Origin of the sequence: Arthrobacter sp. SLBN-83, assembly GCF_006715285.1 — a bacterium.
Lineage (GTDB): Bacteria > Actinomycetota > Actinomycetes > Actinomycetales > Micrococcaceae > Arthrobacter.
Genome location: NZ_VFMX01000001.1, coordinates 125837 through 149681 on the forward strand (window position 1 = coordinate 125837; position 23845 = coordinate 149681).

Annotated in this window: 22 protein-coding genes and 1 tRNA gene; 2 read left to right on the top strand and 21 right to left on the bottom strand. The window is 66.1% G+C overall.

Annotated elements, in window-relative coordinates:
• Window positions 1–99 precede the first annotated feature (99 nt).
• Genes FBY30_RS00485 through FBY30_RS00500 form a run of 4 tightly spaced genes read right to left on the bottom strand, consistent with a single transcriptional unit; the run spans window position 100 to window position 4337 of the window.
• The gene (locus FBY30_RS00485) at window positions 100–729 is read right to left on the bottom strand and encodes a rhomboid family intramembrane serine protease (protein WP_142130680.1); all 630 of its coding nucleotides are present in this window, start codon (window positions 727–729) and stop codon (window positions 100–102) included.
• An 8-nt stretch (window positions 730–737) separates the two neighbouring features.
• Entirely contained in the window at window positions 738–1976 is a 1239-nt protein-coding gene (gene ilvA, locus FBY30_RS00490; RefSeq protein ID WP_142130681.1) for a threonine ammonia-lyase, read from the bottom strand.
• A gap of 3 nt (window positions 1977–1979) precedes the next feature.
• Window positions 1980–3320: an AI-2E family transporter gene (locus FBY30_RS00495; RefSeq protein WP_200830603.1), complete on the bottom strand. Its 1341-nt coding sequence runs from the start codon at window positions 3318–3320 to the stop codon at window positions 1980–1982.
• Between the two features lie 51 nt (window positions 3321–3371).
• Window positions 3372–4337, bottom strand: a complete 966-nt coding sequence (locus FBY30_RS00500) for an aldose 1-epimerase family protein (RefSeq protein WP_142130682.1) — start codon at window positions 4335–4337, stop codon at window positions 3372–3374.
• A gap of 102 nt (window positions 4338–4439) precedes the next feature.
• Here FBY30_RS00500 and galT point away from each other — a divergent pair, with 102 nt between their 5' ends.
• Both galT and galK read left to right on the top strand, forming a co-directional pair.
• Window positions 4440–5597 carry a galactose-1-phosphate uridylyltransferase gene (galT, locus tag FBY30_RS00505; protein ID WP_142130683.1) on the top strand — a complete coding sequence of 386 codons (1158 nt, stop codon included), beginning with the start codon at window positions 4440–4442 and terminating at the stop codon, window positions 5595–5597.
• A gap of 2 nt (window positions 5598–5599) precedes the next feature.
• Window positions 5600–6781, top strand: a complete 1182-nt coding sequence (galK, locus tag FBY30_RS00510) for a galactokinase (protein WP_142134774.1) — start codon at window positions 5600–5602, stop codon at window positions 6779–6781.
• A 98-nt stretch (window positions 6782–6879) separates the two neighbouring features.
• Here galK and FBY30_RS00515 read toward each other — a convergent pair whose 3' ends face one another.
• From FBY30_RS00515 to FBY30_RS00595, 17 genes are all read right to left on the bottom strand, one after another.
• Window positions 6880–7809, bottom strand: a complete 930-nt coding sequence (locus tag FBY30_RS00515; protein ID WP_142130684.1) for a Bax inhibitor-1/YccA family protein — start codon at window positions 7807–7809, stop codon at window positions 6880–6882.
• Between the two features lie 148 nt (window positions 7810–7957).
• The gene (locus tag FBY30_RS00520) at window positions 7958–8671 is read right to left on the bottom strand and encodes an ABC transporter ATP-binding protein (protein WP_142130685.1); all 714 of its coding nucleotides are present in this window, start codon (window positions 8669–8671) and stop codon (window positions 7958–7960) included.
• Entirely contained in the window at window positions 8658–9629 is a 972-nt protein-coding gene (locus FBY30_RS00525; RefSeq protein WP_142130686.1) for an ABC transporter ATP-binding protein, read from the bottom strand. Before FBY30_RS00525 ends, FBY30_RS00520 begins: the two co-directional genes overlap by 14 nt.
• On the bottom strand, window positions 9626–10873 hold the full coding sequence (locus FBY30_RS00530) for a branched-chain amino acid ABC transporter permease (protein ID WP_142130687.1): 1248 nt from the start codon (window positions 10871–10873) through the stop codon (window positions 9626–9628). Before FBY30_RS00530 ends, FBY30_RS00525 begins: the two co-directional genes overlap by 4 nt.
• Window positions 10870–11877, bottom strand: a complete 1008-nt coding sequence (locus FBY30_RS00535; RefSeq protein ID WP_142130688.1) for a branched-chain amino acid ABC transporter permease — start codon at window positions 11875–11877, stop codon at window positions 10870–10872. Before FBY30_RS00535 ends, FBY30_RS00530 begins: the two co-directional genes overlap by 4 nt.
• Window positions 11878–12029: 152 nt before the next feature.
• Entirely contained in the window at window positions 12030–13262 is a 1233-nt protein-coding gene (locus FBY30_RS00540) for a branched-chain amino acid ABC transporter substrate-binding protein (protein WP_142130689.1), read from the bottom strand.
• Between the two features lie 246 nt (window positions 13263–13508).
• A tRNA-Leu gene (locus FBY30_RS00545) sits at window positions 13509–13582 on the bottom strand.
• A 113-nt stretch (window positions 13583–13695) separates the two neighbouring features.
• The gene (locus FBY30_RS00550; protein ID WP_142130690.1) at window positions 13696–15159 is read right to left on the bottom strand and encodes an NAD(P)/FAD-dependent oxidoreductase; all 1464 of its coding nucleotides are present in this window, start codon (window positions 15157–15159) and stop codon (window positions 13696–13698) included.
• Window positions 15160–15193: 34 nt separating this feature from the next.
• Window positions 15194–16603 carry a S8 family serine peptidase gene (locus FBY30_RS00555; RefSeq protein WP_142130691.1) on the bottom strand — a complete coding sequence of 470 codons (1410 nt, stop codon included), beginning with the start codon at window positions 16601–16603 and terminating at the stop codon, window positions 15194–15196.
• A gap of 4 nt (window positions 16604–16607) precedes the next feature.
• Window positions 16608–17555 carry a Ppx/GppA phosphatase family protein gene (locus FBY30_RS00560; RefSeq protein WP_142130692.1) on the bottom strand — a complete coding sequence of 316 codons (948 nt, stop codon included), beginning with the start codon at window positions 17553–17555 and terminating at the stop codon, window positions 16608–16610.
• On the bottom strand, window positions 17552–18223 hold the full coding sequence (locus tag FBY30_RS00565; protein ID WP_142130693.1) for a DUF501 domain-containing protein: 672 nt from the start codon (window positions 18221–18223) through the stop codon (window positions 17552–17554). The genes FBY30_RS00560 and FBY30_RS00565 overlap by 4 nt, the downstream gene beginning before the upstream one ends.
• 28 nt (window positions 18224–18251) lie before the next feature.
• Complete coding sequence (locus FBY30_RS00570) at window positions 18252–18950, bottom strand: FtsB family cell division protein (protein WP_142130694.1); 699 nt, start codon at window positions 18948–18950, stop codon at window positions 18252–18254.
• Between the two features lie 136 nt (window positions 18951–19086).
• The gene (gene eno, locus FBY30_RS00575) at window positions 19087–20367 is read right to left on the bottom strand and encodes a phosphopyruvate hydratase (RefSeq protein ID WP_142130695.1); all 1281 of its coding nucleotides are present in this window, start codon (window positions 20365–20367) and stop codon (window positions 19087–19089) included.
• Between the two features lie 118 nt (window positions 20368–20485).
• Window positions 20486–21085, bottom strand: a complete 600-nt coding sequence (locus FBY30_RS00580; protein ID WP_142134776.1) for a MazG nucleotide pyrophosphohydrolase domain-containing protein — start codon at window positions 21083–21085, stop codon at window positions 20486–20488.
• A gap of 61 nt (window positions 21086–21146) precedes the next feature.
• On the bottom strand, window positions 21147–22283 hold the full coding sequence (locus tag FBY30_RS00585) for an adenosine deaminase (RefSeq protein WP_142130696.1): 1137 nt from the start codon (window positions 22281–22283) through the stop codon (window positions 21147–21149).
• Between the two features lie 67 nt (window positions 22284–22350).
• On the bottom strand, window positions 22351–23076 hold the full coding sequence (locus FBY30_RS00590) for a DedA family protein (protein ID WP_142130697.1): 726 nt from the start codon (window positions 23074–23076) through the stop codon (window positions 22351–22353).
• 135 nt (window positions 23077–23211) lie between these two features.
• The gene (locus FBY30_RS00595; protein WP_142130698.1) at window positions 23212–23841 is read right to left on the bottom strand and encodes a DedA family protein; all 630 of its coding nucleotides are present in this window, start codon (window positions 23839–23841) and stop codon (window positions 23212–23214) included.
• Between the last annotated feature and the right edge of the window lie 4 nt (window positions 23842–23845).

Consider the following 23845-nt stretch of genomic DNA (forward strand, 5'->3'; position numbering starts at 1 on the left):
GAAGCCTTTACAGCAGAAGAGCGGCGGCCGTCCCCCATCGGGACGGCGGCCGCTCTTCTTTCATTTCTTATGGATGCAGGCCACCGGCGGGACCTTCCATCAGAGTCCCCGCGCAATTGCCGGGCTGCGCGGACGAAGCAGCAGGGCGGCCACCACCCCTCCGGCCGCACCGCCAAGGTGTGCCTGCCAGCTGATGTAGCCGGCCACGAACGGCAGGGCGCCGAGCAGAATGCTGCCGTAGCCCATGAAGAGAACAACGGCGAGCAGGATCTGCCGCCAGCTGCGGTTGAAGAACCCACGCACCAGCAGGAAAGCGAAAAGCCCGAACACCAGGCCGGAAGCACCCACCGTGACACCGTTCCCGATGAGCCAAACCGTCAGGCCGCTGCCCAGCCAGCTGAAAGCCAGGGCGGTGAGGAAGACGCGCAGCCCGGAGAGGAACACCAGGAAGCCGAAGATCACCAGGGGCAAACTGTTGGACAGGAGATGGTTCAGGTTTGCATGCAGGAGCGGGAAGGTAAAGATGTCCAGCAGCCCGTCGGGGCTCCTGGGGCGCAGGCCGAACGTCCGGGTGAGGGCGCCCATCATCAGCGTGTTGACTACTTCGATGGCGAACAGCAGGACCAGGAAACCACCCAGCACCACCAGCCCGCCCTTCGCGCGGGACGCGATGGTCTGCCGCTCGGGGCTGCGCCCGTTACCCGGAAATCCGTTACCCAGTCCGGCCATGGCCGCTCCTAATGCACCACGATCGGCTGGAAGCCCTCGGCACGCAGGGCGCTGAGGACCTGCTCCCCGTGCTGGTGTCCCTTGGTTTCCAGGTTCACGGTGATGGAGACGTCACCCATGCTGATGGAACCCCCCACCCTGGTGTGGTCAAGGCCGGTGACGTTCGCGTCGTTTTCGGCGATGATGCGGGCGATGGTGGCCAGCGAGCCGGGTCGATCGTCAAGCATCATGCGGACCGTCATGTACCGGCCCGCGGCGGAGAGGCCGCGCTGGATGACCTTGAGCATCAGCATGGGGTCGATATTGCCGCCGGAGAGCACAGCCACCGTGGTGCCAGGGTTCTCGATCTTGCCGTCCATGAGGGCCGCGACCCCCACTGCGCCGGCGGGTTCCACCACCATCTTTGCCCGTTCCAGCAGGAAGATCAGGGCGCGGGCCAGGGAGTCCTCGCTGACCGTGACCACATCGTCCACCAGTTCCCGGATGATGCTGAAGGGCAGCTGTCCGGGCCGCCCCACGGCGATGCCGTCCGCCATGGTGGACACCTTCTTGAGCGGCACCAGCGCATCTGCGGCCAGCGAGGGCGGGTAGGCCGCCGCGTTCTCCGCCTGGACGCCGATGATCCGGATGTCCCGGCCAAGTTCGCGGGCGCGGGCCTTGATGGCCACGGCGACCCCTGCAAGGAGGCCCCCGCCGCCTACGCCCATGAGGACGGTGTCCACGTGCGGGACCTGCTCCAGGATCTCCAGGCCCACGGTCCCCTGCCCCGCCACCACGTCCACGTTGTCGAACGGATGCACGAAGACCATGCCGGTTTCGTTGCTGTAGCGCTGGGCTTCGGCGAGCGCCTCGTCCACGTTGTGCCCGTGCAGTATGACTTCGGCTCCGTGGCTCCGGGTGGCGGCGAGCTTGGGCAGTGCGACGCCCAGGGGCATGTAGATACGGGCTTTGATGCCTAGGCTTTTGGCAGCCACTGCGACGCCTTGGGCATGGTTGCCGGCCGATGCCGCCACCACGCCGCGCTTCTTTTCGTCGGGTGAGAGCCGAGCCATCCGGACATAGGCACCACGGACCTTGAACGAGCCGGCGCGCTGCAGGTTTTCGCATTTGAAGTAGACGTCGCCGCCTACCATGCCTCCGAGGGCCCGCGATGACTCCACGGGAGTGCGCGCGATAATCCCGTCAAGCAGCTTCTGCGCCTCAAGGACATCGTCCAGTGTGACGGGAAGGGTTTCAAGGATCTTCACGGACTACTCTCCTCTGGGTTCTGCCCCGGGGCCCTCCATGGAAGAGGTGCGGGCATCACGGGGTTCGGCTGCAGTGCCGGCCGCCGCGTCCCTCCCCGCGTCGGATGCAGAAGGCGGTTCAACGTCCTGGATGGTGTTGTCCCCGCCCGCTCCGGCTGTGATGGGCTTCCCGGCAATTACCGGCACCTGTTCATGTTCCCACGTTCTGGCGGCGATGTAGCGAACGGCCGAGTTTGCTACGGCCAGGATGGGCACGGAGAACAGCGCCCCGGGGATACCGGCAAGGTAGGAGCCGGCGGCAACGCTGAGGATCACGGCCACCGGGTGGAGCGATACCGCCTTGCCCATCACCAGCGGCTGCAGGATGTGGCCCTCAAGCTGCTGGACCAGGAGGACGATTGCCAGCATGATGAGGGCGTTGACGGGGCCGTTGGCCACCAGTGCCAGGAGGACGGCGACGACGCCGGTCACCAGGGCACCCACCACCGGGATGAATGAGCCAAGGAACACCAGGACACCGAGGGGCAGCGCAAGCGGGACGCCGATGATGGCTGCACCCACGCCGATGCCGAGGGCGTCGACTGCCGCTACGAACATCTGGATGCGCGCATAGCTGACCATGGATGCCCAGCCCTTGTGGCCTGCGCCGAACGTGGCGGCCCTGGCCTTGCGCGGAAGCATCCGGACCAGGAACGCCCAGATCCGGTCTCCTTCCAGGAGGAAGAAGATGAGGATGAACAGCGAGAGGAGCATTCCGGCTGCGAAGTGGCCGGCGGTGCTGCCGACGGAGAGGGCTCCGCTGACGATGCTGCTGCTGTTGTTCTGCACCGCATCGGTGGCTTCCTTGATGTACTGGTCGATCTGGTCTGCGGTGAGGTGCAGCGGACCTGCGGACAGCCAGTCCTGGACCTGCCGGACGCCTTCGAGTGCCTGCGAATAGAGTTCGCTGAAGCCAACAACCAGCTGCCGCCCCACCAGGGCCAGCGCCCCGACAATGACGCCGATGAAACCAAGGATGGTTACCGCTACCGCCAGGCCCGCCGGCAGTCCCCGCTTCTTCAGCCAGGCTGTCACCGGGCTGAGGAGTCCGGCGAGGAGGGCGGCCACCATGATGGGGATGATCAGGAGGGTGATGTGGCTGAGCAGCCACACCAGCGTCCCGGCCATCAGGAGGATCAGGCCCAGGCGCCATGACCACGACGCTGCGATGCGGATTCCGTAGGGAATGTCCCTGTCCAGTTCACGGTCTGCCAGGACCCTCAGGGGCGGGGCCGCGGCGGCCGCCGGTGCCGCATGGGCGGGCGCTGGATGGGCAAGTGTAACGTCGTCCTCTTTAGGCGTCATATCCCCATACTTCCGCAGCAGCGGCCCAAAGCAAACTACGGCTCGGGCAAACTACCGGCCCACCCCGCCCGGCGTGTAGTCGATACCCCATTCCATGCTGAAAGACTCTCCCGGGGGCAACCATCGAAGCCCGTCGCCGGAGTTGAAGGCATTGGCCGGCCCCGTCATGGGCTCCACGGCCACCGCGCGGGTCCTGCCCGGGTACAGCGTGCTCACATAGACGTGGACATAGCTGCAGGCTTCATCCTGCCAGAGGGACACCGCGCTGCCGTCGGCTGCGGCCAGGGTATGCCGGGCCTTCCCATCTTCATACTGCAGGTCCGTCAGGGCAACGTCCACGGCGATGTTCGCAACGTGCCGGCCGGAACGGAAGTCGACGTCCCCGTCCACCGGGGCCGAACCACGCGGGATCAAACGCTCATCTGCCACCAGCCGGGTATTGGCGGCAACGGTCAGCCGCAGTTCCTCCACCGGGGCGTCACCAAGGCGCAGGTAGGGGTGCGCGCCCAGCACGAAGGGTGCAGCCGCAGCGGAATCGTTGGTGAGGGTTTGCCGGACGTGCAGTCCCAGGTCTGCCGAAAGCTGGTACTCCACGCGGTGCCGTACCAGGAACGGGTAGCCGTGCTGCGGGAAGACGGCCGCCTCCAGGGCGACGGCGTGCGGGGACTCCCCCACCAGGGCGTAGCCTGTGTTGCGGAGCAGGCCGTGGCTGGCGTTGTTGCGGGACACCTCCGTGATGTCCAGCTGCTGCTTCCTGCCGTCCAGGAGCCACTGCCCGTCCTCCACCCTGTTGGCCCAGGGCGCCAGCGTAATGCCGGCACCGCCGGGGGCGATCTCATCATCGCCGTAGGTCTCGGTCAGCAGGACCCCTTCCCGGCTGAAGGAGCGGAGTCCTGCGGCGAGTTCGGTGACTACGGCCACGGCATCGCCGCGCCGCAGCTCGTACTGCCGGCCGGTGGCGCAAGGCCGGGCGCCTGCGGAAGGTGCGGTGATTCCCTGTTCGGAAGAGGCTGTCATGGGCATAACCGTACAACGGCCCGCCTGGGTCTTCGCATATGCCGCACTGTTAGATTTTGTTGTTAACTATTCATCCTTGATCGTTTGTGCGAGACTTTTTGCATGACAGGGATTACCAGCACCACACTCTCGGATGGCCGGGAGCTGATCTACTTCGACGACGCCGGCACCCGGGCCTCGCGCGCAGAGCACCTCACCACAGACCGCCGGGGGCTGCCGCCGCGGGGCGAACCGGGCGAGGTCCGCTTCGATGCGTTGACGGATGAATGGGTGGCCATCGCCGCGCACCGCCAGGCCCGTACCCACCTGCCGCCGGCAGACCAGTGCCCCATCTGTCCCACCACGCCCGGCAACGCTTCCGAAATTCCTGCCGCCGATTACGACGTTGTGGTCTTCGAAAACCGCTTCCCCTCCCTCGGACCGGCCCTGGGACCGGTACCTGGGGACCCCTCATGGGGAACGAAAGGCCCTGCCTACGGCCGCTGCGAAGTGGTGTCCTTCACCCCGGAACACACGGGGTCCTTCAGCGGACTGACACCCGAGCGCTCCCGCACGGTGATCGAAGCGTGGTCGCAGCGTACTGCTGCCCTCAGCGCTTTGGACGGCATCAAGCAGGTCTTTCCGTTCGAAAACCGCGGGGCTGATATCGGCGTGACGCTGCACCACCCCCATGGCCAGATCTACGCTTACCCGTACGTCACGCCCCGCGCAGGGGTCCTGGGCGCCGCGGCCAGGAAGTACTACGACGCCAAAGACGGCAGGGACACCCTGACCGGCTCACTGCTGCGCGCCGAGCGGGAAGACGGTAGCAGGATGGTGCTTGAAGGAAAGCACTTCAGTGCCTACGTGCCCTTCGCAGCCCGCTGGCCGCTGGAAATCCACCTCGTACCACACCGCCATGTACCCGACCTTTCCGCATTGGGCGGGGAGGAAAAAGATGAGCTGGCGCAGGTCTACCTGGACCTGCTCAAGCGGGTGGATGCGCTGTATCCCACACCCACGCCCTACATCTCCGCCTGGCACCAGGCGCCGCTGGACGACGTCCTCCGGCCGGCCGGCTACCTCCACCTCCAGCTGACCTCCCCGCGCCGGGCCGCCGATAAGCTGAAGTACCTGGCCGGGTCCGAGGCAGCCATGGGGGCCTTCATCAACGACACCACCCCCGAAAACGTGGCGGAACGCCTGCGCACTGTGGTGGTCCCGCCGTCGTCCACGCCTGCTGCCGCCATGGCCGCCACCCCGGAAGGAGCCTCCGCGTGAGCATGCAGGAACAGGACCAGGTTGGCAACGCACCTGCCGCCCGTGCAGACCTCAGCGCCCGCTTCGGGCAGGAGTTCGGCAGCGCGCCCGACGGCGTATGGCAGGCCCCGGGGCGGGTGAACCTCATCGGCGAACACACCGACTACAACGAGGGCTTTGTCCTCCCCTTCGCCATCGACCGCACGGCCCGCGTGGCCGTCGCCGTCCGCCAGGACTCCACCGTGCGGCTGCTCTCAACCTATGGTGACCAGGGCGTAGTCAGCACCACCCTCGATTCATTGCGCCCCGGCACAGCCAAGGGCTGGACGAAGTACCCCCTGGGCGTCATGTGGGCACTCCGGGAGCGGGGCATCGGCGTCCCCGGACTGGACCTGCTCCTGGATTCCAACGTGCCGCTCGGTGCCGGCCTCTCGTCGTCGCACGCCATTGAATGCGCGGTCATTACCGCACTCAATGACCTCACCGGGGCCGGTCTTTCTGCCCAGGACATGGTGCTGGCCACCCAGCGGGCGGAAAACGACTTTGTCGGTGCGCCCACGGGCATCATGGACCAGTCCGCGTCGCTGCGTGGTTCAGAGGGCCACGCGGTCTTCCTGGACTGCCGGGACCAGACGGCAAGCCTGGTGCCCTTCGAAACCCAGCCCGCGGGCCTGGTGCTCCTGGTGATCGACACGAAGGTGTCGCACTCGCACTCCGATGGAGGCTACGCCTCACGCCGCGCATCCTGCGAGCTGGGCGCCGAGGTACTGGGCGTCAAGGCGCTGCGCGACGTCGAGGTGGCCGATCTTGAGGAGGCCAGCGGCCTGTTGGATGAGGTGACGTTCCGGCGGGTGCGGCACGTGGTCACCGAGAATGACCGGGTGCTCCAGACCGTGGAGCTGCTGGGCGGCCCCGGCCCCAGCGCCATCGGCCCCCTGCTGGATGCCAGCCACGCCTCCATGCGCGACGATTTCGAAATCTCGTGCCCCGAACTGGACCTGGCCGTGGACACCTCCCGGGCCAATGGGGCCATCGGCGCGCGCATGACGGGCGGCGGGTTCGGCGGAGCAGCCATTGCGCTGACCCCCGTGGACGCCGAACAAAAGGTGCGTGACGCCGTCGTGAAGGCTTTCGCCGGCGCCGGCTTTGCGGCACCGGAGATCTTCACCGTCTCCCCTGCCGCCGGAGCGAAACGGATCTCCTAATCACGTGGCGGCGGCACAACGCCTTTAACGGGCGTGGGCCCCACCAATTGGTGGGGCCCACGCTGCTTAACGTACGACGGCGGAAGCTGCCTGGGTGCCTAGTCGTCGCCGCGGAGGATGGCCAGCAGGCGGATGATTTCCACGTACAGCCAGACCAGCGTGACGGTGAGGCCAAAGGCAGCCGTCCAGGAGAAGCGCTGCGGGGCGCCGCTGCGGACGCCCGCCTCGATGCTGGTGAAGTCCATGATGAGCGAGAAGGCAGCAAGTCCGATGGCCAGCAGGCCGATGAAGACGCCCAGCGGGATGCCGAAGATTTCAAAACTGGTGCGCAGGCCGAACGGGCTCTGCACGGCGCCTGTCCACATCATGACCATGTTGATCAGCGCGAACACGGCGTAGCCAATAAGGGCGATCATGAAGAACCGCATGGCGCGGGGCGTGGCCCGGACCTTGCCGCTCTTGAAGAGGACCAGGGTCACGGCGAAGACGGACAGCGTGCCGATCACGGCCTGCAGGCCAACACCGGGGAACATGCCGTCGAGGATCCGGGTCAGGCCGCCAAGGAACAGGCCCTCGAGGGCTGCGTAGGCCAGGATCAGCGCGGGCGACGGCTGCTTCTTGAACGTGTTGACCAGAGCCAGCACGAAGCCGCCCAGGGCACCGACGATCATCAGCAGCGAGGCCAGGCCCTGTGCCACCACAAGGGTGACTGCGGCGCCGGCAATCACGGCCGCGAGGCAGGCAGCGGTCTTCATGATGACGTCGTCAAACGTCATGCGGCCGGTGTCTGCGGGACCGGCGGAGGGCTGGGCGTACATCTGCCGCAGCTGTTCGTCGGTCATGTTCTGGGACTGCGCGCCCCAGCCCTGGCCGGAGGGAGCCTGGCCGTACGACTGCTGGCCATACGGCGACTGCCCGTACGGCTGCTGGCCGTAGGGAGCGCCATAAGGAGCCTGCGGGACAGGCGGTGCCTGGGTGGCTCCACGGAAACTCTTTCCGTTGAAGATCGGGTTGCCGCCAAGTGCCATTGCGGTGTTCCTCCATGTGGGTGTGGGTGATGGTTTGGTTACGCTACCAATTCCCACGTGGCGGCGGCCCGGAAAGTTCCCCAGGGGCCCGGTTGCAACCGAACCGTGACCGTTGCGTCCCTGCACGCACCGGGCCCCTGCAGCGGAACTATCCCACGCCCAGGTAGGCCTCCTTGACGGAAGGGTCCTCCAGCAGCTCCTTGCCTGTGCCGCTGCGGGTGATCTCCCCCGTTTCCAGCACGAAGGCGCGGTGCGCCCCGGCCAGTGCCTGGTTGGCGTTCTGCTCCACCATGAGGACAGTGGTGCCCTGGTTGTTGATTTCCTTGATGATCTTGAAGATCTGGCGGATGAACTGCGGTGCCAGGCCCATGGACGGCTCGTCCAGCAGCAGCAGCTTCGGATTGGACATCAGGGCCCGTCCGATCGCCAGCATCTGCTGCTCACCGCCGGACATCGTGCCGCCGAACTGCTTCTCCCGCTCCTTCAACCGGGGAAACAGGTCGAAGACGCGGTCCAGGTCCTTCGCAACGCCGCTCCTGTCCTTGCGCCCAAAGGTTCCCATGTCCAGGTTCTCCATGACGGTCATGCCCGGGAAAATGCCGCGCCCCTCGGGGGCCTGCGAAATCCCGTGGACCACCCGGATGTGGGCCTTCATCTTGGTGATGTCCTGGCCGGCGAAGGTGATCTTGCCTTCCGTGCAGTTCAGCAGGCCGGAAATGGTCCGCATGGTGGTGGTCTTGCCTGCGCCGTTGGCACCGATCAGCGCCACCACTTCACCTTCCTCCACGGTGAAGGAAATGTCCCGCAAGGCCTGGATGCGGCCATAGTGGACGGATACGCCCTCAAGTTCAAGCAACGTCATCTTCGGGCTCTCCTAGGTAGGCGGCAATAACGCGGGGATCCTCGCGGATCTCGCGCGGCAGTCCGTCCGCGATCTTCTTCCCAAACTCCAGCACCACGATCCGGTCTGTCACGCCCATCACCAGCTTCATGTCGTGCTCAATCAGCAGCACCGTGTAGCCCTCATCCCTGATGGTGCGGATCAGCGCCATCAGCTCCTCTTTCTCAGCCGGGTTGAACCCGGCCGCAGGCTCGTCAAGGCACAGCACCTTTGGGTCGGTGGCCAGCGCACGCGCGATTTCGAGCCGGCGCTGGTAGCCGTACGGGAGTTGCCGGGACAGCACATGAGCATGGCTGCCGATACCCACGAAGTCCAGCAGGGCCATGCCGCGTTCGATGGCCGACTTTTCCTCCCGGATGTGGGTGGGCAGGCGCAGCAGTGCCCCGCCTACGCTGGTCCGGTGCCGTGCGTCCAGGCCCACCACCACGTTCTCCAGGGCCGTCATTTCGCCGAACAGGCGGATGTTCTGGAACGTGCGCGACAGGCCCAGGCGCGTGATCTTGTGCTGCTTGATGCCGTTCAGGACCTGGCCCTCCAAAACCACTTTCCCGCTGGTGGGCTTGTAAACACCGGTCATCGCGTTGAAGCAGGTGGTCTTGCCTGCGCCGTTGGGTCCAATGAGCCCCAGGATCTCGCCACGCTTGATGTTGAAGCTGACGTTGTCCAGCGCCACGAGGCCACCGAACTTGATGGTCAGGTTCTGCACCTCGACGATGTTGTCGCCCACCTTGACCGCGATATCGCGGTCCGGAGCCACCTTTTCGGCCAGTTCCTGGTCCACCCCGGCCTCGGCCAGGGCATCCATGTCCAGTTCCGGCGCGACAGGGGCCGCGGGGCTTTCCTGGGTTGCGGCGGCGGCCTCATGTGCCGGTTGCTCTTCCACGCTGCTGGAGCCTGCGTGCCTTTCCTCGGAGCTCATGCCTCCGCTCCTCTCTGCCCGGCGGTGCGGGTATCGGGGCCCGACGCCGGAGTGTCCGTGTCTTTGGGTTCCGTGGCGTCGCGGCTGGTGACCTTGTTCAAGGCCGTCCGGCCGTAGGCAAGCAGTCGCTGCCGGGCCGGGAGCAGACCTTGCGAACGGAAGATCATGATCAGCACCAGCGCAATGCCGAAGATCAGGTATTTGTACTCGGCAATGGCAGTGAACCTGAGCGGGATGTAGCTGACCAGGGCTCCGCCGAGAATGGCCCCCACCTTGTTGCCGGCGCCACCCAGCACGACCGCGGCGAGGAACAGGATGGACGTGGTGACGTCGAACTTCTGGTTGTTGACGAACCCCACCTGGCCGGCGAACAGGGCGCCGGAAAGGCCGCCGACGGCAGCACCGATGGCGAAGGCCCACACCTTGTATTTGAAGGTGGGAACACCCATGATTTCCGCGGCGTCCTCATCTTCGCGGATGGCGATCCAGGCGCGGCCCACCCGGCTGCGTTCCAGGTTGCCCACCAGCAGGGTGACGATGATGATGATGGTCAGGGTCAGCCAGTACCAGGGGACGCCGTTTGAGTTGGAGAAGATCGGCTGGCCGTCAGCCCCGTCGCCGGGCGGGTGGCCCACGTTCTGGAAGCCCACCTGGCCCTTCATGGCCGGGATGATGGTGGCGAGGATGCGGATGATCTCGCCGAAGCCGAGCGTCACGATGGCGAGATAGTCGCCCCTGAGCCGGAGGGTGGGCACGCCCAGCATGACGCCGAAGAACATGGTGACCGCCATGGCCACCGGAAGCGTCCACAGGTAGGGAATGTGCAGGTACGGCGAATCCGGGCTGGTCAGCATGGCGGCAACGTACGAACCCACCGCGAAGAAGGCAACGTACCCCAGGTCCAGCAGGCCGGCGTACCCCACCACGATATTGAGTCCCACCGCGATCAGCGCAAAGCGTGCCATGTCGAAGCAGGCAAGGGCGAAGTTGTTGCCGGGTTCGGTGGTGATGATGGGCGGATTGATCAGCGGCAGCAGGTAGGCCAGGACCACGACGACTATCAGGAATGCCCACTGTTGCTGGCGGGACAAGGCCTGCCACCGGTCGGAGAAGTAGCCGGGTTTCCGTTTCCCCTGCTGCCGGAGCGCGCTCCTGCCCGGGGCTTTCGCCGAGGCTTCGCGGTCCTCTGCAGCCTGTTCGGCAGCCGCTGTCCGCAGCGGCGTGGGGCCGTCCGTCATACTCATGCTTTGCTCCTTCCAAGGGAGGTTCCCAGGATGCCTTCGGGCCGCAGCAGCAGCACGAGCACCAGCACCACGAAGGCCACGACGTCGGTCCACTGAGAGTTGCCCAGCAGGATCTGGCCGTAGTTGCCGATCAGGCCAAGCAGCAGGCCGCCCAGCAGGGCGCCGCGGACGTTGCCGATGCCGCCGAGCACTGCGGCCGCGAAAGCCTTGATGCCAAGGACGAATCCGCCGCTGTACTGGACACCGGACGGGATCTTCATGACGTAGAACAAGGCGGCGGCTCCTGCGAGCAGGCCTCCGATGACGAAGGTGGTAATAATGATGCGCTCTTTGTTGACGCCCATCAACGTGGCGGTGTCAGGATCCTGTGCCACCGCGCGGATGCCGCGGCCGGTGCGCGACTTGCTGATGAACCTGTCGATGCCCACCATCATGATCACCGCGGCGATGATGATGACCAGCTGCTGGGAGTCAATGATGGTGCCGAACACATCGAAGATGGGGGTGGGACGGAACATGGTCAAGGCAAGCTCAGGACTGGGACCGCGCCACAGGTAGATCAGGTACTGGATGGTGAAGGATGCGCCGATGGCAGTAATCAGGAAGACCAGGCGCGGGGCGTTCCGCTTGCGGAGCGGCTTATAGGCGATGCGTTCCAGCAGGAAGGCTGTCACTGCGGAGGCAAGCATGGCCAAAACCAGTGCCAGCAGCAGGTTGAGGATGATTGCCCAGATGTCCAGCCGGGGAACGGAAGGACCAAAGCCAAGGCTGCTGAGCGTGAAGAAGACTGCGTAGCAGCCGACGATGAACACTTCCGAGTGGGCGAAGTTGATCAGGTTGAGGACGCCGTAGACCAGGGTGTAACCCAGCGCTACGAGCGCGTAGATGGCTCCGAAGGTGAGGCCGTCAAAAGTGGCACTCCAGAAGTTCTCGGCCAGGGACGGTATGTCGAAGGTGATCCAGTCGTTTTCCGTCGGGAGTAGTGGGACAAGAGTGGAAAGCATGGGAACGTCCTGATCCAGTTGCACGCGGCCTTGTGGGCCCGGCCGTGGGACTTGTGTCTAGTGACCTGGGTTGGTCGTGGAATGCTGCCAAGCGAAGAAAAGGCTGTGGGGGCCGCATCTGCTGGCCCCCACAGCCGATTCCTGCTGGACTCCTACTCCCCGATGGGACCGACGGGGACGATCTTGCCGTTCTCCACCTTGTAGCCGTAGACGGTCGGGGCCTGGAGTTCACCCTTGGCGTCCCACTTGTAGTGCTTGCTCAGGCCGTCCTTGTCGTAGGCCTTGACCCAGGCCAGCAGGTCCGCGCGGCTTTGCTTGCCTGCGTCAATGCCGGACAGGAGGACAGTAGCGGCGTCGTAACCTTCGATCGAGTATGTTCCGGGTTCTGCTCCCTTGGAGACGTCCTTGTAGGCCGTGGCGAAGTCGGTGATGAGCTCGCCGGGGATGCAGGGGCAGGTGAAGTAGGCGTTGTTCGAGGCGTCGCCTGCCTGCTTGATGAACTGGTCGTCCTTCACGCCATCCGGTGCCACGAAGGTTCCGGTGAAGCCCTTGCCTACCAGCTGCTGGTCGAACGGTGCACCCTCGGCGTAGTAGCCGGCGTAGAACACGGCATCAGCCTTGGCGTTCATGATCTTGGAGATGACTGCCGAGAAGTCCTTCTGCCCGGTGGTCACCTTTTCCGTTCCGGCCAGCGCGCTGCCGAGGCCGGCGGAGGTGGAGGTGCCCAGGCCAATGCCGTAGTCGGAGTCGTCCTGGACCAGGTAGACCTTCTTGGCGCCCAGCTTGCCGGTGAGGAACTTGGCCGCTGCCGGGCCCTGGACGGCGTCATTGCCGAGGCCCCGGAAGAAGGTGGTCCAGCCGTTCTCGGTAAGCGTGGGATTGGTGGCCGACGGCGTGATGTGGACCAGGCCCTTCTGCTCGAAGATGTTGCCCGTGGCCTTGGATTCACCCGAGAAGGGCAGGCCGACCACGCCAACAATGTCCTGCTCGCTTACCAGCTGGGTGACAGGGCCGGTGGCCTTGTTGGGGTCACCTTCGGTGTCGAACTTCTTGAACTGGACCTGGCAGCCGGGGTTGGCCTTGTTGTGCTGGTCGATGGCCAGCTGGATGCCGTTGAAGATGTTGACGCCGAGCTGGGCGTTGGGACCGGTCTGCGCGCCTGCGTAGGCCAACGTGGTGGTCGCGGGGCAGGTGGCCTTGCCGTCACCGGCCGGTTTGACGGCACCGGAGGGGACATCCACTTTCGAAATGGCGGGGATGTTCACCTTGCTGGACGAACCGGAGCTTTCGGTGGTGCCGGGGCCCGCCTGGTTGGCACAGGCCGACAGCAGCATGCTGAATGTGGCTGCTGCTGCCAACGAGGTGAGGACTTTCTTTCGGTACATTTGTCTGCCTTCCGAAACAGGGCCATGCGATGCGCGAACGGATCAATGGAGCGCCGAGGCGCCCGGAATTGGACCAGGAATTCCTGATTTAGGTTCAAGCTAATGCATAGACAGCAGCGAAGCTAAGTGACTGAGGTCACAGCCTTATAACAGTCGTTGCCTATGCGGAATTAAACGCAGGAAGCCGCCTGCGATTGCAGGCGACTTCCTGATGGCCGGCGCTGATTGTGGCGGCCCGGCCAGTTGTACCCCAGGTGGGACTCGAACCCACAACACGCGGATTTTAAGTCCGCTGCCTCTGCCAATTGGGCTACTGGGGCGCCGGGTCAATGGTACCTGCCAAGGGTGCCTTGGCAGGAAACGCGGACGGCGGCCGGCCCCGGGAAGGGGACGGCCGCCGTCGTACGCTGTGAAGCGTGGTGGAACGGACGCGCTACTTGGCGTTGGCCGCCACGGTCTCCTTGGGAGCCGCGGCAGCGGTGGAACCCGAGCCGGCCGGCACGGCTGCGGGTGCCGCTGCAGGCTTGGGGGCCGGGGTTGCCGCCGAGACGAAGGCGCCGCGGGGGTTGTCCAGGTCCATCAGCTGGGTGGTGTCGCGGCCGGCGAAGAAGCCGATGATCCAGTTCAGGATGACGCGGAACTTGCGCTCAAACGTGGGCATGGCCATGCCGTGGTAGCCGCGGTGGGCCAGCCAGGCCGGTGCTCCCTTAAGGCCGATGCGGCCCAGGAGGTTGATGTTGGCAACGCCCTTCCATTCGCCGAAGCCGGCCACGGCACCAAGGTTCTTGTGCTTGTAGTCGGTCAGCGGCTTGTCCCAGCGGGAAGCCCAGAGGTTCTTGGCAAGGCGCTTGGCCTGGCGCAGGGCGTGCTGGGCGTTGGGAACGCAGGTGCCGTCCGGCAGGCCCTTTCCGGTGAGGTCCGGAACAGCGGCGATGTCGCCGGCTGCCCAGGCGTTCTCCACGATGCCTTCGTCCCCGGAGATGCGCAGGTCCGGCAGGACGCGGACGCGGCCGCGGGGCTCGAGCGGGAAGTCGGTGGAGCGGACCATGGGGTTGGCCTGCACGCCGGCGGTCCACACCAGGGTGTCCGCCTCGAATTCCTGGGCGGGGGTCTTGTCCGGAAGGTTGATGAGCTTGAGGGTGCCCTCGGCGCTGTCCAGCGAGGTGTTGAGGAGGACCTCAATGCCGCGGCTGCGCAGGTGTTCCACCACCCAGTCGGCCTGCTGGGCGGTGACCTCGGGCATGATGCGGCCCATGGCCTCGACCAGCACGAAGCGCACTTCCTCCTGCTTGATGCGGGGGTTGTTGCGCACTGCGGCGCGGGCGAGGTCTTCCATTTCGGTGATGCACTCGATGCCGGCGAAGCCGCCGCCGACCACCACGAAGGTGAGGGCACGGGCGCGTGCGGCAGGGTCCGTCATGGTGGAGGCAACCTCGATGCGCTCGAGCAGCTTGTTGCGCAGCGCAACGGCTTCCTCGATGGTCTTCAGGCCGATGCCCTTGTCCGCCAGGCCCTTGATGGGGAACGTGCGGGTGATGGCGCCGGCCGCGAGCACGACGTCGAAGTAGGGAACCTCAAAGTTTTCGCCGCCGTCGGCGGGAGCCACAACAGCCTTGCGGTTGACGTGGTCGATCGAGGTGACGCGCCCCTGGATCAGTTCCGTCTGCTTGAGGTGCTGGCGGTGGGATACCACTGCGTGGCGGGCTTCGATGTTGCCGCCGGCAACCTCGGGGAGGAAGGGCTGGTAGGTCATGTAGGGCAGGGGATCAACGACGGTAACGATGCCACCGGCATTCGCGATCTTCTTCTGCAGTTTCAGTGCTACGTACAGGCCGACGTACCCGCCGCCGACGACGAGTACCCTGGGACGGTCCTGGAGCTGTGGGGTGGTTGCCATTGTTCAAGGATAGCGCAGTTTGTGAAAATCTTCACTAACTTCGGCGACGGTCTGTAACGTTGGAATTCCTTGCTGAACGCACCTTGTCCAGCGCCCCTGTGTCCGGTTCTTCTGCGGTAAGGGCAGGGTTGCGGGCGGCCCTGCGAAGCTGGATGGCGGCTGCCGCGATGATCGCGACAAACAGGACGGCAAACCCGATCACGACGGCGGCGCCGATGGCACTGTCCCGGGGGGACGGCGCCTTGGCAGCGGGAACGGTTGCTTCGGGCAGCGTGGGTGCGGCGCTGGGCGCCTGGGTGGCGGTTGGCAGTGGAGTTGCGGGAGCAGCGTTTCCCCGCCTGTGGACGCGGATCCACTCGGCGATGGTGCCCAACGGGTTAACCGACACCTGCGGAACATCGGCCTTGAGTGCTGCCTCGGCGTTGAGGATGCCGTAGCCGTACAGCGGGTCCTTGCCCGGGGCTCCCGCGTCCTTGGCCGTGGTGATGATCCTGTTGATTACCTGTTCAGCACTCATGTCCGGCCACTTGGACCGGATCAGGGCGGCCACGCCGGCCACGATGGGGGTGGAGCCGGAGGTGCCGGCCCACTCCGCGTAGCCGCCACCGGGGAGTCCGCCCAGGAGGTTTTCGGCAGGCGCGGCGACACCGATGCTGATCCCCTGTGAGGAAGCGTCCACGCTGGCAACGTTTTTCCGGTCCAGCCCGGCTACGGTCAGGACGCCCGGGATGGTGGCGGGGGCGCCTACCTGGGTGTTGCCGCCTACCCGGTTGCCGGCCGCGGCAACGATGACCACGTCCTTCTGTTCCGCGTAAAGGAAGGCGGCGTCCCAGCTTTGCGGCCACTGCGGGGTGGTACTGCCCAGCGAAATGTTGATCACCTTGGCGCCGTTGTCCACGGCCCACCGGACGGCCTCGGGAATCTGGTCCTGGTCGCTCTTGCCCGAAGGGTTGGGCGAGCCCAGCCAGGTGGAGACCGAAAGGAGCTGTGCTTCCGGCGCCACGCCCATGATGCCGTCGGGGGGTGTACCCGCCGGTCCCGGGCTGGGGCTGGGGCTTGCGCTGGCTGGCTGATGGCCGCGGCCGGCAAGCATCGTAGCTACCAGGGTGCCGTGTTCGGGCTTGGAGCCCACGCTCTTTTGGCCGTCGGGCCGGCCTGAGCCGGATGCGTCGTAGCCGCCAACGACCGCACCTTTGAGGTCCGGGTGCTGGGCATCGATGCCACTGTCGATGACGGCTACCTTGACGCCTGCGCCCTTTGACACTTCCCAGGCCTTGGTGATGCCGGAATCTGCCAGCCAGTATTCCTTGTCGCGCCACTCATCGGCCCTTGCAGAGGGTGCAGTGAAGAGGCCGGCGCAGAAGCAGCAAGCGGCCAGGAGGACGGCCATAAGGGCCGCCGCCGCCCGCGGCAAAAAGCGGGGGGAAGCTGTTGTGGAATCCATGGGCCTACCCGATGCTCAGGGCGATGCCGTCGAGGATGTCATGCTCGCTGGCCGTGGCCGCGGTAATCCTCCCGCCGGTCAGCTCCCCCATCCGTTCCAGGATCCGGCGCCACACCAGTCCCCCGGCACCGATGACATCGACCCGTCCGGGGTGCATGTACGGCAGGGCCGCGCGTTCGTCCCGGGTCATGGTCAGCAGGTCAGTGGCGGCGGCGCGGACCTCAGCGACAGGCAGTTCCGCGCCGTGGATGGCGTCCGGCGAGTATTCCGGCAAGCGCAGGGCGTGGGCGGTGATGGTGGTGACGGAGCCGGCAACACCGACGACGGCGGTGGCGCGCTCCAGCGGCACGTCCCGTCCGGCGCGGGCGATGGCGGCGTCAACGTCGGCTTCCGCGGCCTCGATCTGTGCAGGGGTGGGTGGATCGTCGCGCAGGTGCCGTTCGGTGAGGCGGACGCAGCCAATGTCCACGGACTTCGCCGCGGTCACGCCGTCCGCAGTGCCGAGGACGAACTCGGTACTTCCCCCGCCAAGGTCCACCACCAGCACCTGGTGGCCGTCCAGGATGGGCAGGACGCTGCTGGCGCCGGCAAAGGACAGTGCCGCTTCCTCGTCCCCGGAGATGACTTCGGGCTCCACGCCCAGCAGGTCCCGGACTCCGTCCACGAAGACGTCCCGGTTGCGCGCGTCCCGGCTGGCGGACGTGGCGACGAACCGGATCCGCTCTGCACCGTGTTCCTTGATCAGGCGCGCATAGTCGGCGGTTGCGGCGAGGGTGCGTTCCAGTGCCTCAGGTGCCAGTTCCCCAGTGGCGTCCACGCCCTGGCCCAGCCGGACCACGCGCATCTCGCGGACCACGTCGGTCAGGCCGGTGCTGCCGTTGATGCGGTCGATGTCCGCGATCAGGAGCCGGATGGAGTTGGTGCCGCAGTCAATGGCGGCCACGCGGGTCATTCCGCAGCCCCTGCGCTGCCGGCGGACTTCCGCACGGGAGCTGGCCGGCCCACGATATCGGGCAGGCCCTGGGGTCCATGGCGGCTGAGGTCCCGGGATGGTGCCTCGCCGGTGGTGTCCCAGGCGCCGTCGCAGTAGCACTTGTCCGCCGTCCACCACTCGCTGATCATTCCGATCGCCTGGTCACCCAGGGGGTTGACGCCGCTGCCCGCTGCCAGGGAGTGTCCCACCAGGACGTGCAGGCACTTGACGCGGGTGGGCATCCCGCCGGCGGAGACGCCGTCGATCTCGGGGACCGGGCCGATGCCCGAACGCTGTCCGATGGCTTCGCGGGCGGCGAGGTACTCCTCATGGGCTGCACTGTAGGCAGCGGCGAGCCCTTCGTCGGAGGCCAACTGCTCGTTCATGGTGTTCATGACCCCTGCCGCCTCAAGCCTAGAAACCGCGGACGTGATCACCGGGTGCGTCAGGTAGAAGGTGGTGGGGAACGGAGTGCCGTTGCTGAGGCGGGGTGCGGTGGCCGCCACCAGGGGGTTGCCGCAGACGCACCGGGCCGGGATCTCCACAACGTCGCGGACGGGACGTCCCAGCTGCCTGCTCAGTACTTCAAGGTCGTGTGCTGTCGGTTGGCGGGATTCGTCCCGGGCGGCTGCCGTGTTGTGTTCCACTGTCGCGGGCCGTCCTTCCTTGTGCGGTTCAGTCTGTGGCCGCGCGGCGGATGGACTCCCACAGGGAATCCACCCACGGCAGATCGGCGGGGTCTTGTGCTGCTGCGCCGGCGGGGCTACTGCTTTCTCCGGCCGGCTCATCGCTGCCAAAAACCCAGTAGCCGGTTTCGCCCGGCATAACCATGTTAATGCGGTCGCGGGCCTGCTGTTTGACGTAGTTGGGGTCCTGCCACCGCGAAACCTGCTGGCGGAGGGCGTCGCCTTCGGCCTGGCGGGCTGCGATATCGGCGTGCAGCGCGTCGATTTCGGCCTTCTTGTCGAAGAAGATCTTCACCGTGGGCGCGAGCATGATGGTGATGGCAATCATCACCACGGCCAGCGCGAGCATGCGTCCGGAAAACGCCTTGGCGGGCACGGGGTGCTGCCCGTCTTCGCCGGCCCGGGTGTCCTTGCTGTCCGTGGAACTGCTGCCCTTGCGTGCGGCGGCCGGCTTGGATTTGGCGGCCTCCCCCGCCTTTCCGGCGCCGGACTGGCCGGAAGCTCCTTGCCCGTGGTTGTCCTTCGGCCTGGCCGTGTCCCTGGCGGCCGTCCCACTGGCGGCCGTTCCCTTGGCCGGGCGGAAATCCGCCCGGATGACGTCGGCACCGCCGGAGGGCCCGTCGTCGGCCGTTTCCTTGGCTGGACGGGCGGGGGCGACCTTGGGAACTTTGGGGCGGCGGGTAGCCATGACACTCCTGAAACGCAGCCTGCCGGGGCCGCCACTATCTGTGCTGGACAACACTTCTGGGACAACTGCTGCTGGAAACAACAGCGGTGGCTATGGTCTTTCAACCATAGCCACCGCGGAGGGGTTTAGCCGGTTACTAGCCCTTGAAACGCGGGAACGCGCTGCGTCCGGCGTAGCGGGCGGCGTCGTCCAGTTCCTCTTCGATGCGGAGCAGCTGGTTGTACTTGGCAACGCGCTCGGAGCGGGCAGGGGCGCCAGTCTTGATCTGGCCGGCGTTGGTGGCCACCGCGATGTCGGCGATGGTGGTGTCCTCGGTTTCGCCGGAGCGGTGCGAGGTGATGGTGGTGTAGCCGGCGCGCTGTGCCAGGCTGACCGCATCCAGGGTCTCGGTCAGCGAACCGATCTGGTTGACCTTGACCAGCAGGGAGTTGGCGGTCTTGGTGTCGATGCCGCGCTGCAGGATGGCGGGGTTGGTGACGAAGAGGTCGTCGCCCACCAGCTGGACCTTGTCGCCGATGGTGTCGGTGAGGGTCTTCCAGCCTTCCCAGTCGTTCTCGTCCAGCGGGTCCTCGATGGAGACCAGCGGGTAGGCGTCCACGAGCTCGGCGTAGTACGCGCTCATCTCGGTGGCGGACAGGGCCTTGCCCTCGAACTGGTAGGCACCGTCCTTGTAGAACTCGGAGGACGCAACGTCCAGGGCCAGGGCAATGTCCTTGCCCGGGGTGTAGCCGGCGTTCTTGATGGCTTCCTGGATGAGGTCCAGTGCTGCACGGTTGGACGGCAGGTTGGGGGCGAAGCCGCCCTCGTCGCCCAGGCCGGTGGACAGGCCCTTTTCCTTGAGGACGGACTTGAGGTTGTGGTAAACCTCCACACCCCAGCGCAGGCCTTCGGAGAAGGTTTCGGCGCCGATGGGCGCGATCATGAATTCCTGGATGTCGACGTCGGAGTCGGCGTGGGAGCCGCCGTTGAGGATGTTCATCAGCGGCACGGGCAGGACGTGCGCGTTGGGGCCGCCCAGGTACTTGTAGAGCGGCAGGTCAGCGGAGGCTGCGGCTGCGTTGGCGACTGCCAGGGACACGCCCAGGATGGCGTTCGCGCCCAGCTTGCCCTTGTTGGGGGTGCCGTCCAGGTCCAGCATGGCCTGGTCGATGCTGCGCTGGTCCGTGGCGTCGAAGCCGGTCAGGGCGGGGGCAATCTGGTCGATCACAGCGTCGACGGCCTTCTGCACGCCCTTGCCCAGGTAGCGGCCCTTGTCGCCGTCGCGCAGTTCGACGGCCTCGTGCTCACCGGTGGAGGCACCGGATGGAACTGCCGCGCGGCCAATCTGGCCGTCGGACAGCAGGACTTCAACTTCTACGGTGGGGTTGCCGCGGGAATCGAGGATCTCGCGGGCGTGGATGGCATCGATAAGCGCCATGAATTTGCTCCTTATGGGCAATTAACGGGGGGAATCAGGCAGAAAACTCGACGTACTCGTCACCGACTAGCGTAGTCGAGAGTGCTCCGGGTTACTCAAACCGGTCACGGGCCGGACGTCATGATGGCGCGGGCCCGCTGCCGCCGCCTTGCCGGCCTTCATCGCCCTGGTAGCGGCGGACGGCGGCGCGCAGGGCACGCTCGGCGTCCATCCCGTTGTCCCGGGCGGAGCGCACGACGGCGAGCAGCAGGGTTCCGAGCTCGTCCTCGCTTTCAGGGACCGGGGCCCCCGCCGGCAGCTCAAGGCCGGCACGGGCCGCGCGGTCCAGCGACTTTTGCGCTTTGGCCAGCGCAGGGTAAGCCTCCGGAATTCCTTCGAACGCTCCGCGGCGCTCCGGGCGTTCGGCCCGCTTGACTGCATCCCACTTCTGCTCGATCTCCGCTACCGTGGCGGGGAAGCTGTCCTGCAGGGACCCGTCCGGCCTGAAGACGTGCGGGTTGCGGCGGACCATCTTGGCACCCAGGCCGCGCGCCACGTCGTCGAACGTGAACGCGCCGCGCTCCTCCGCCAGGCGGGCGTGGAGCACAACCTGGAGCAGGACGTCACCCAGCTCGCCCTGGAGCTCGGCGTCCGGGTGGCCCTCCTCGATGGTTTCGGCCACCTCATAGGCCTCCTCGAGGAGGTACTCCACCAGCGATGCGTGGGTCAGTGCCCCCATCCAGGGACAGTGCTGGCGCAGCTGCGCCAGCACTGTGACCAGGCGTTCAATGGGTGTTTGGTCAGCCAAGGTTGGCGTAGGCGTCGTTGATGTATTCCACCAGCGCTTCCTTTTCCTCCAGGGGCAGGAAGGACGCCTCCGCTGCATTCAGCGTCAGCTCCAGCAGGTCGTCGAGGTCGTAGTCGAAGGTTTCCACCAGCAGGTTGAACTCGTCGGTCAGGGTGACGCCGCTCATGAGGCGGTTGTCCGTGTTGATGGTGACGTTGAAACCCAGCTGGTAGAGCATGTCCAGGGGGTGGCTTTCGATGCCTTCGCCGAATTCGGCAATCGCGCCGGTCTGGAGGTTGGAGGACGGGCAGATTTCGAGGGCGATGCCGCGGTCACGGACCCAGCTGGAGAGGTCACCAAGGGTGACCAGGCCGACGGTGTCGCCGGCTTCCTCGTCGTCGTCGAACTCCACCATGATGTCCTCGGCGATGCGCACCCCATGCCCCAGGCGGAGGGCGCGGCCGTCCACCAGCGCGGACTGGATGCTCTCCAGCCCGGCTGCTTCACCGGCGTGCACTGTGGCGGGGAAATTGTGCTGGGCAAGGTAGGTGAAGGCGTCCTTGAAGCGGCTGGGCAGAAAGCCGTCCTCGGCGCCGGCGATGTCAAAGCCCACGGCACCCTTGTTGCGGTGGCGGATGGCCAGTTCGGCGATCTCCTGGCCGCGGTCGGCGTGGCGCATGGCGGTGATCAGCTGACCCACCTGGATCTCGCGTCCGGTCTCGGAGACGGCCTCGACGCCGGCCTCCAGGCCTTCCTGCACAGCTTCGACGACTTCATCCAAGCTGAGTCCCTTCTGGAGGTGCTGCTCGGGTGCCCACCGGACTTCGCCGTACACCACGCCGTCGTCTGCGAGGTCCTCCACGAACTCCTTCGCCACCCGGAACAGGCCGTCGTAGGTCTGCATGACGGCTACCGTGTGGTCGAACGTCTCCAGATAACGGACCAGTGAGCCGGAGTCTGCAGATTCCCGGAACCACTGCCCCAGGGCCACCGGATCCGTTGAAGGCAGCGTGTGGCCAACGGCTTCCGCCAGCTCGATGATGGTGGCCGGGCGGAGTCCTCCGTCCAGGTGGTCGTGCAGGGAGACCTTGGGCAGGCTCTTCAGGTCGAAATCGATGGCAGGGGCGGCGTCAACAATGGGCTCAGTCACGTTCCCACCTTAGGGTGGGGCGGAGTCCAAAGCCAGCGGCTCGATGGCAGCCGTCCAAGGCCGGCTGCTACTTGGCGGCGGGGCCTGCCTCTGCTGACGGCACCACGAAGGCCTGCGTGCCGGGCCGGCCCTCGTGGCCGGAGCCGGAGGATCCTTCGGTCCAGCCGTCCGCGTCCGGCGTATCGTCACGTCCCAGCCGTTTGTGCCACCAGCGCAGCAGGTGGTCGATGACGACCCCCAGGACGATGGCGAACACCACCGCAATGCCCGCGCTGAGCAGCGGGTTGTGGTGCAGCCAGGGGAAGGAGCTGGCCAGCAGGCCGATGCCAAGGGAGTAGCCCACCCAGGTAAGGCAGGCGAAGGCGTCGAACACAAAGAACCTGCGGTGCGAGAATCCTGTGCTGCCGGCGACGTAGTTGACGGCCACCCGGCCCCACGGGATGTAGCGTGCGGTAAAGATCAGCACAGCCCCACGCTTTTCGAGCTCGTAGCGGGCCCACGCAAAAACTTTCCGGACTTTGGGCTTGCGCATCCACCCCCACCGGTCCAAGCCGATCTTGCGGCCCAGCATGTAGGCCATGTTGTCGCCGGCGATGGCGCCGACCAGCGCCGTGACACCCAGGATCCAGAGGTTGGGTTCGCCGCTGTGCCGCGAGAACGCCGCAAGGGCCACGATGAGGGTCTCGCTGGGGACCACCATGGCGAAGCCGTCCACAAAGAAGAACACCAGCAGGACGGGGTAGATCCACCACTGGCCCGCTGCATGGAGCACGGCCTCATTAATAAACTCCACGCGGTGTTGCTCCTGTATGAAAAATGACACAGCCAATGTGCCGCAGCCAAAGCGGAAATCGTTCCTAAGTGTCCCATGCGCCGGGGCCTGTCCGCTACGCCCCAATGCCCGGAATTACACCCTTAAACGCCCCGGTCAGGCACCGGGTTCCCGGATCCGTTCCACCACGTTGGGTTTGCCGCGGAATTTGTTGATCACCAGGTCCACCACGATGCCGAGTGCCACGGCGCAGACGATGGCAATTGCGGCACCCAGGAGGTGGTTGTCCTCAAACCACTGGCCGAAGAAAAGCCCGATCGCCACCGAGTAGGTGGCCCAGAGGCTGGCGGAAAGGACGGTCAGCCCCACGAACCGCAAATGGGGATAGTGGGTGACCCCGGCGGTCAGGTTGACGGCAACCCTGCCGATCGGAACAAAGCGCGCCACCAGGATCAGTGACGCCGGCCGTTTCCGCAGCTCACGGCCTGCCCAGCGGAAAGCGGCCTGCATGCGGGGCCCGCGCATCCACGCCCATCGAGTGGTGCCCACACGGCGTCCCAGGAGGTAGGCGATGTTGTCCCCGGAGAAGGCCCCGGCTGCAGCCACCAGGGCCAGGAGCAGCGGATTGGGAACCTCGGCGGTGGCCGCTACCGCCGCGAGGCCCACCACCACGGACTCGCTGGGGACCGGCGGAAAGAAGCCGTCAATGATGCAGCAGGCCAGCACGAGGACCAGCACCCATGGCTGTCCGGCGGCGGCGAGGATGAAGTCATTGATGGCCTGCATTGGT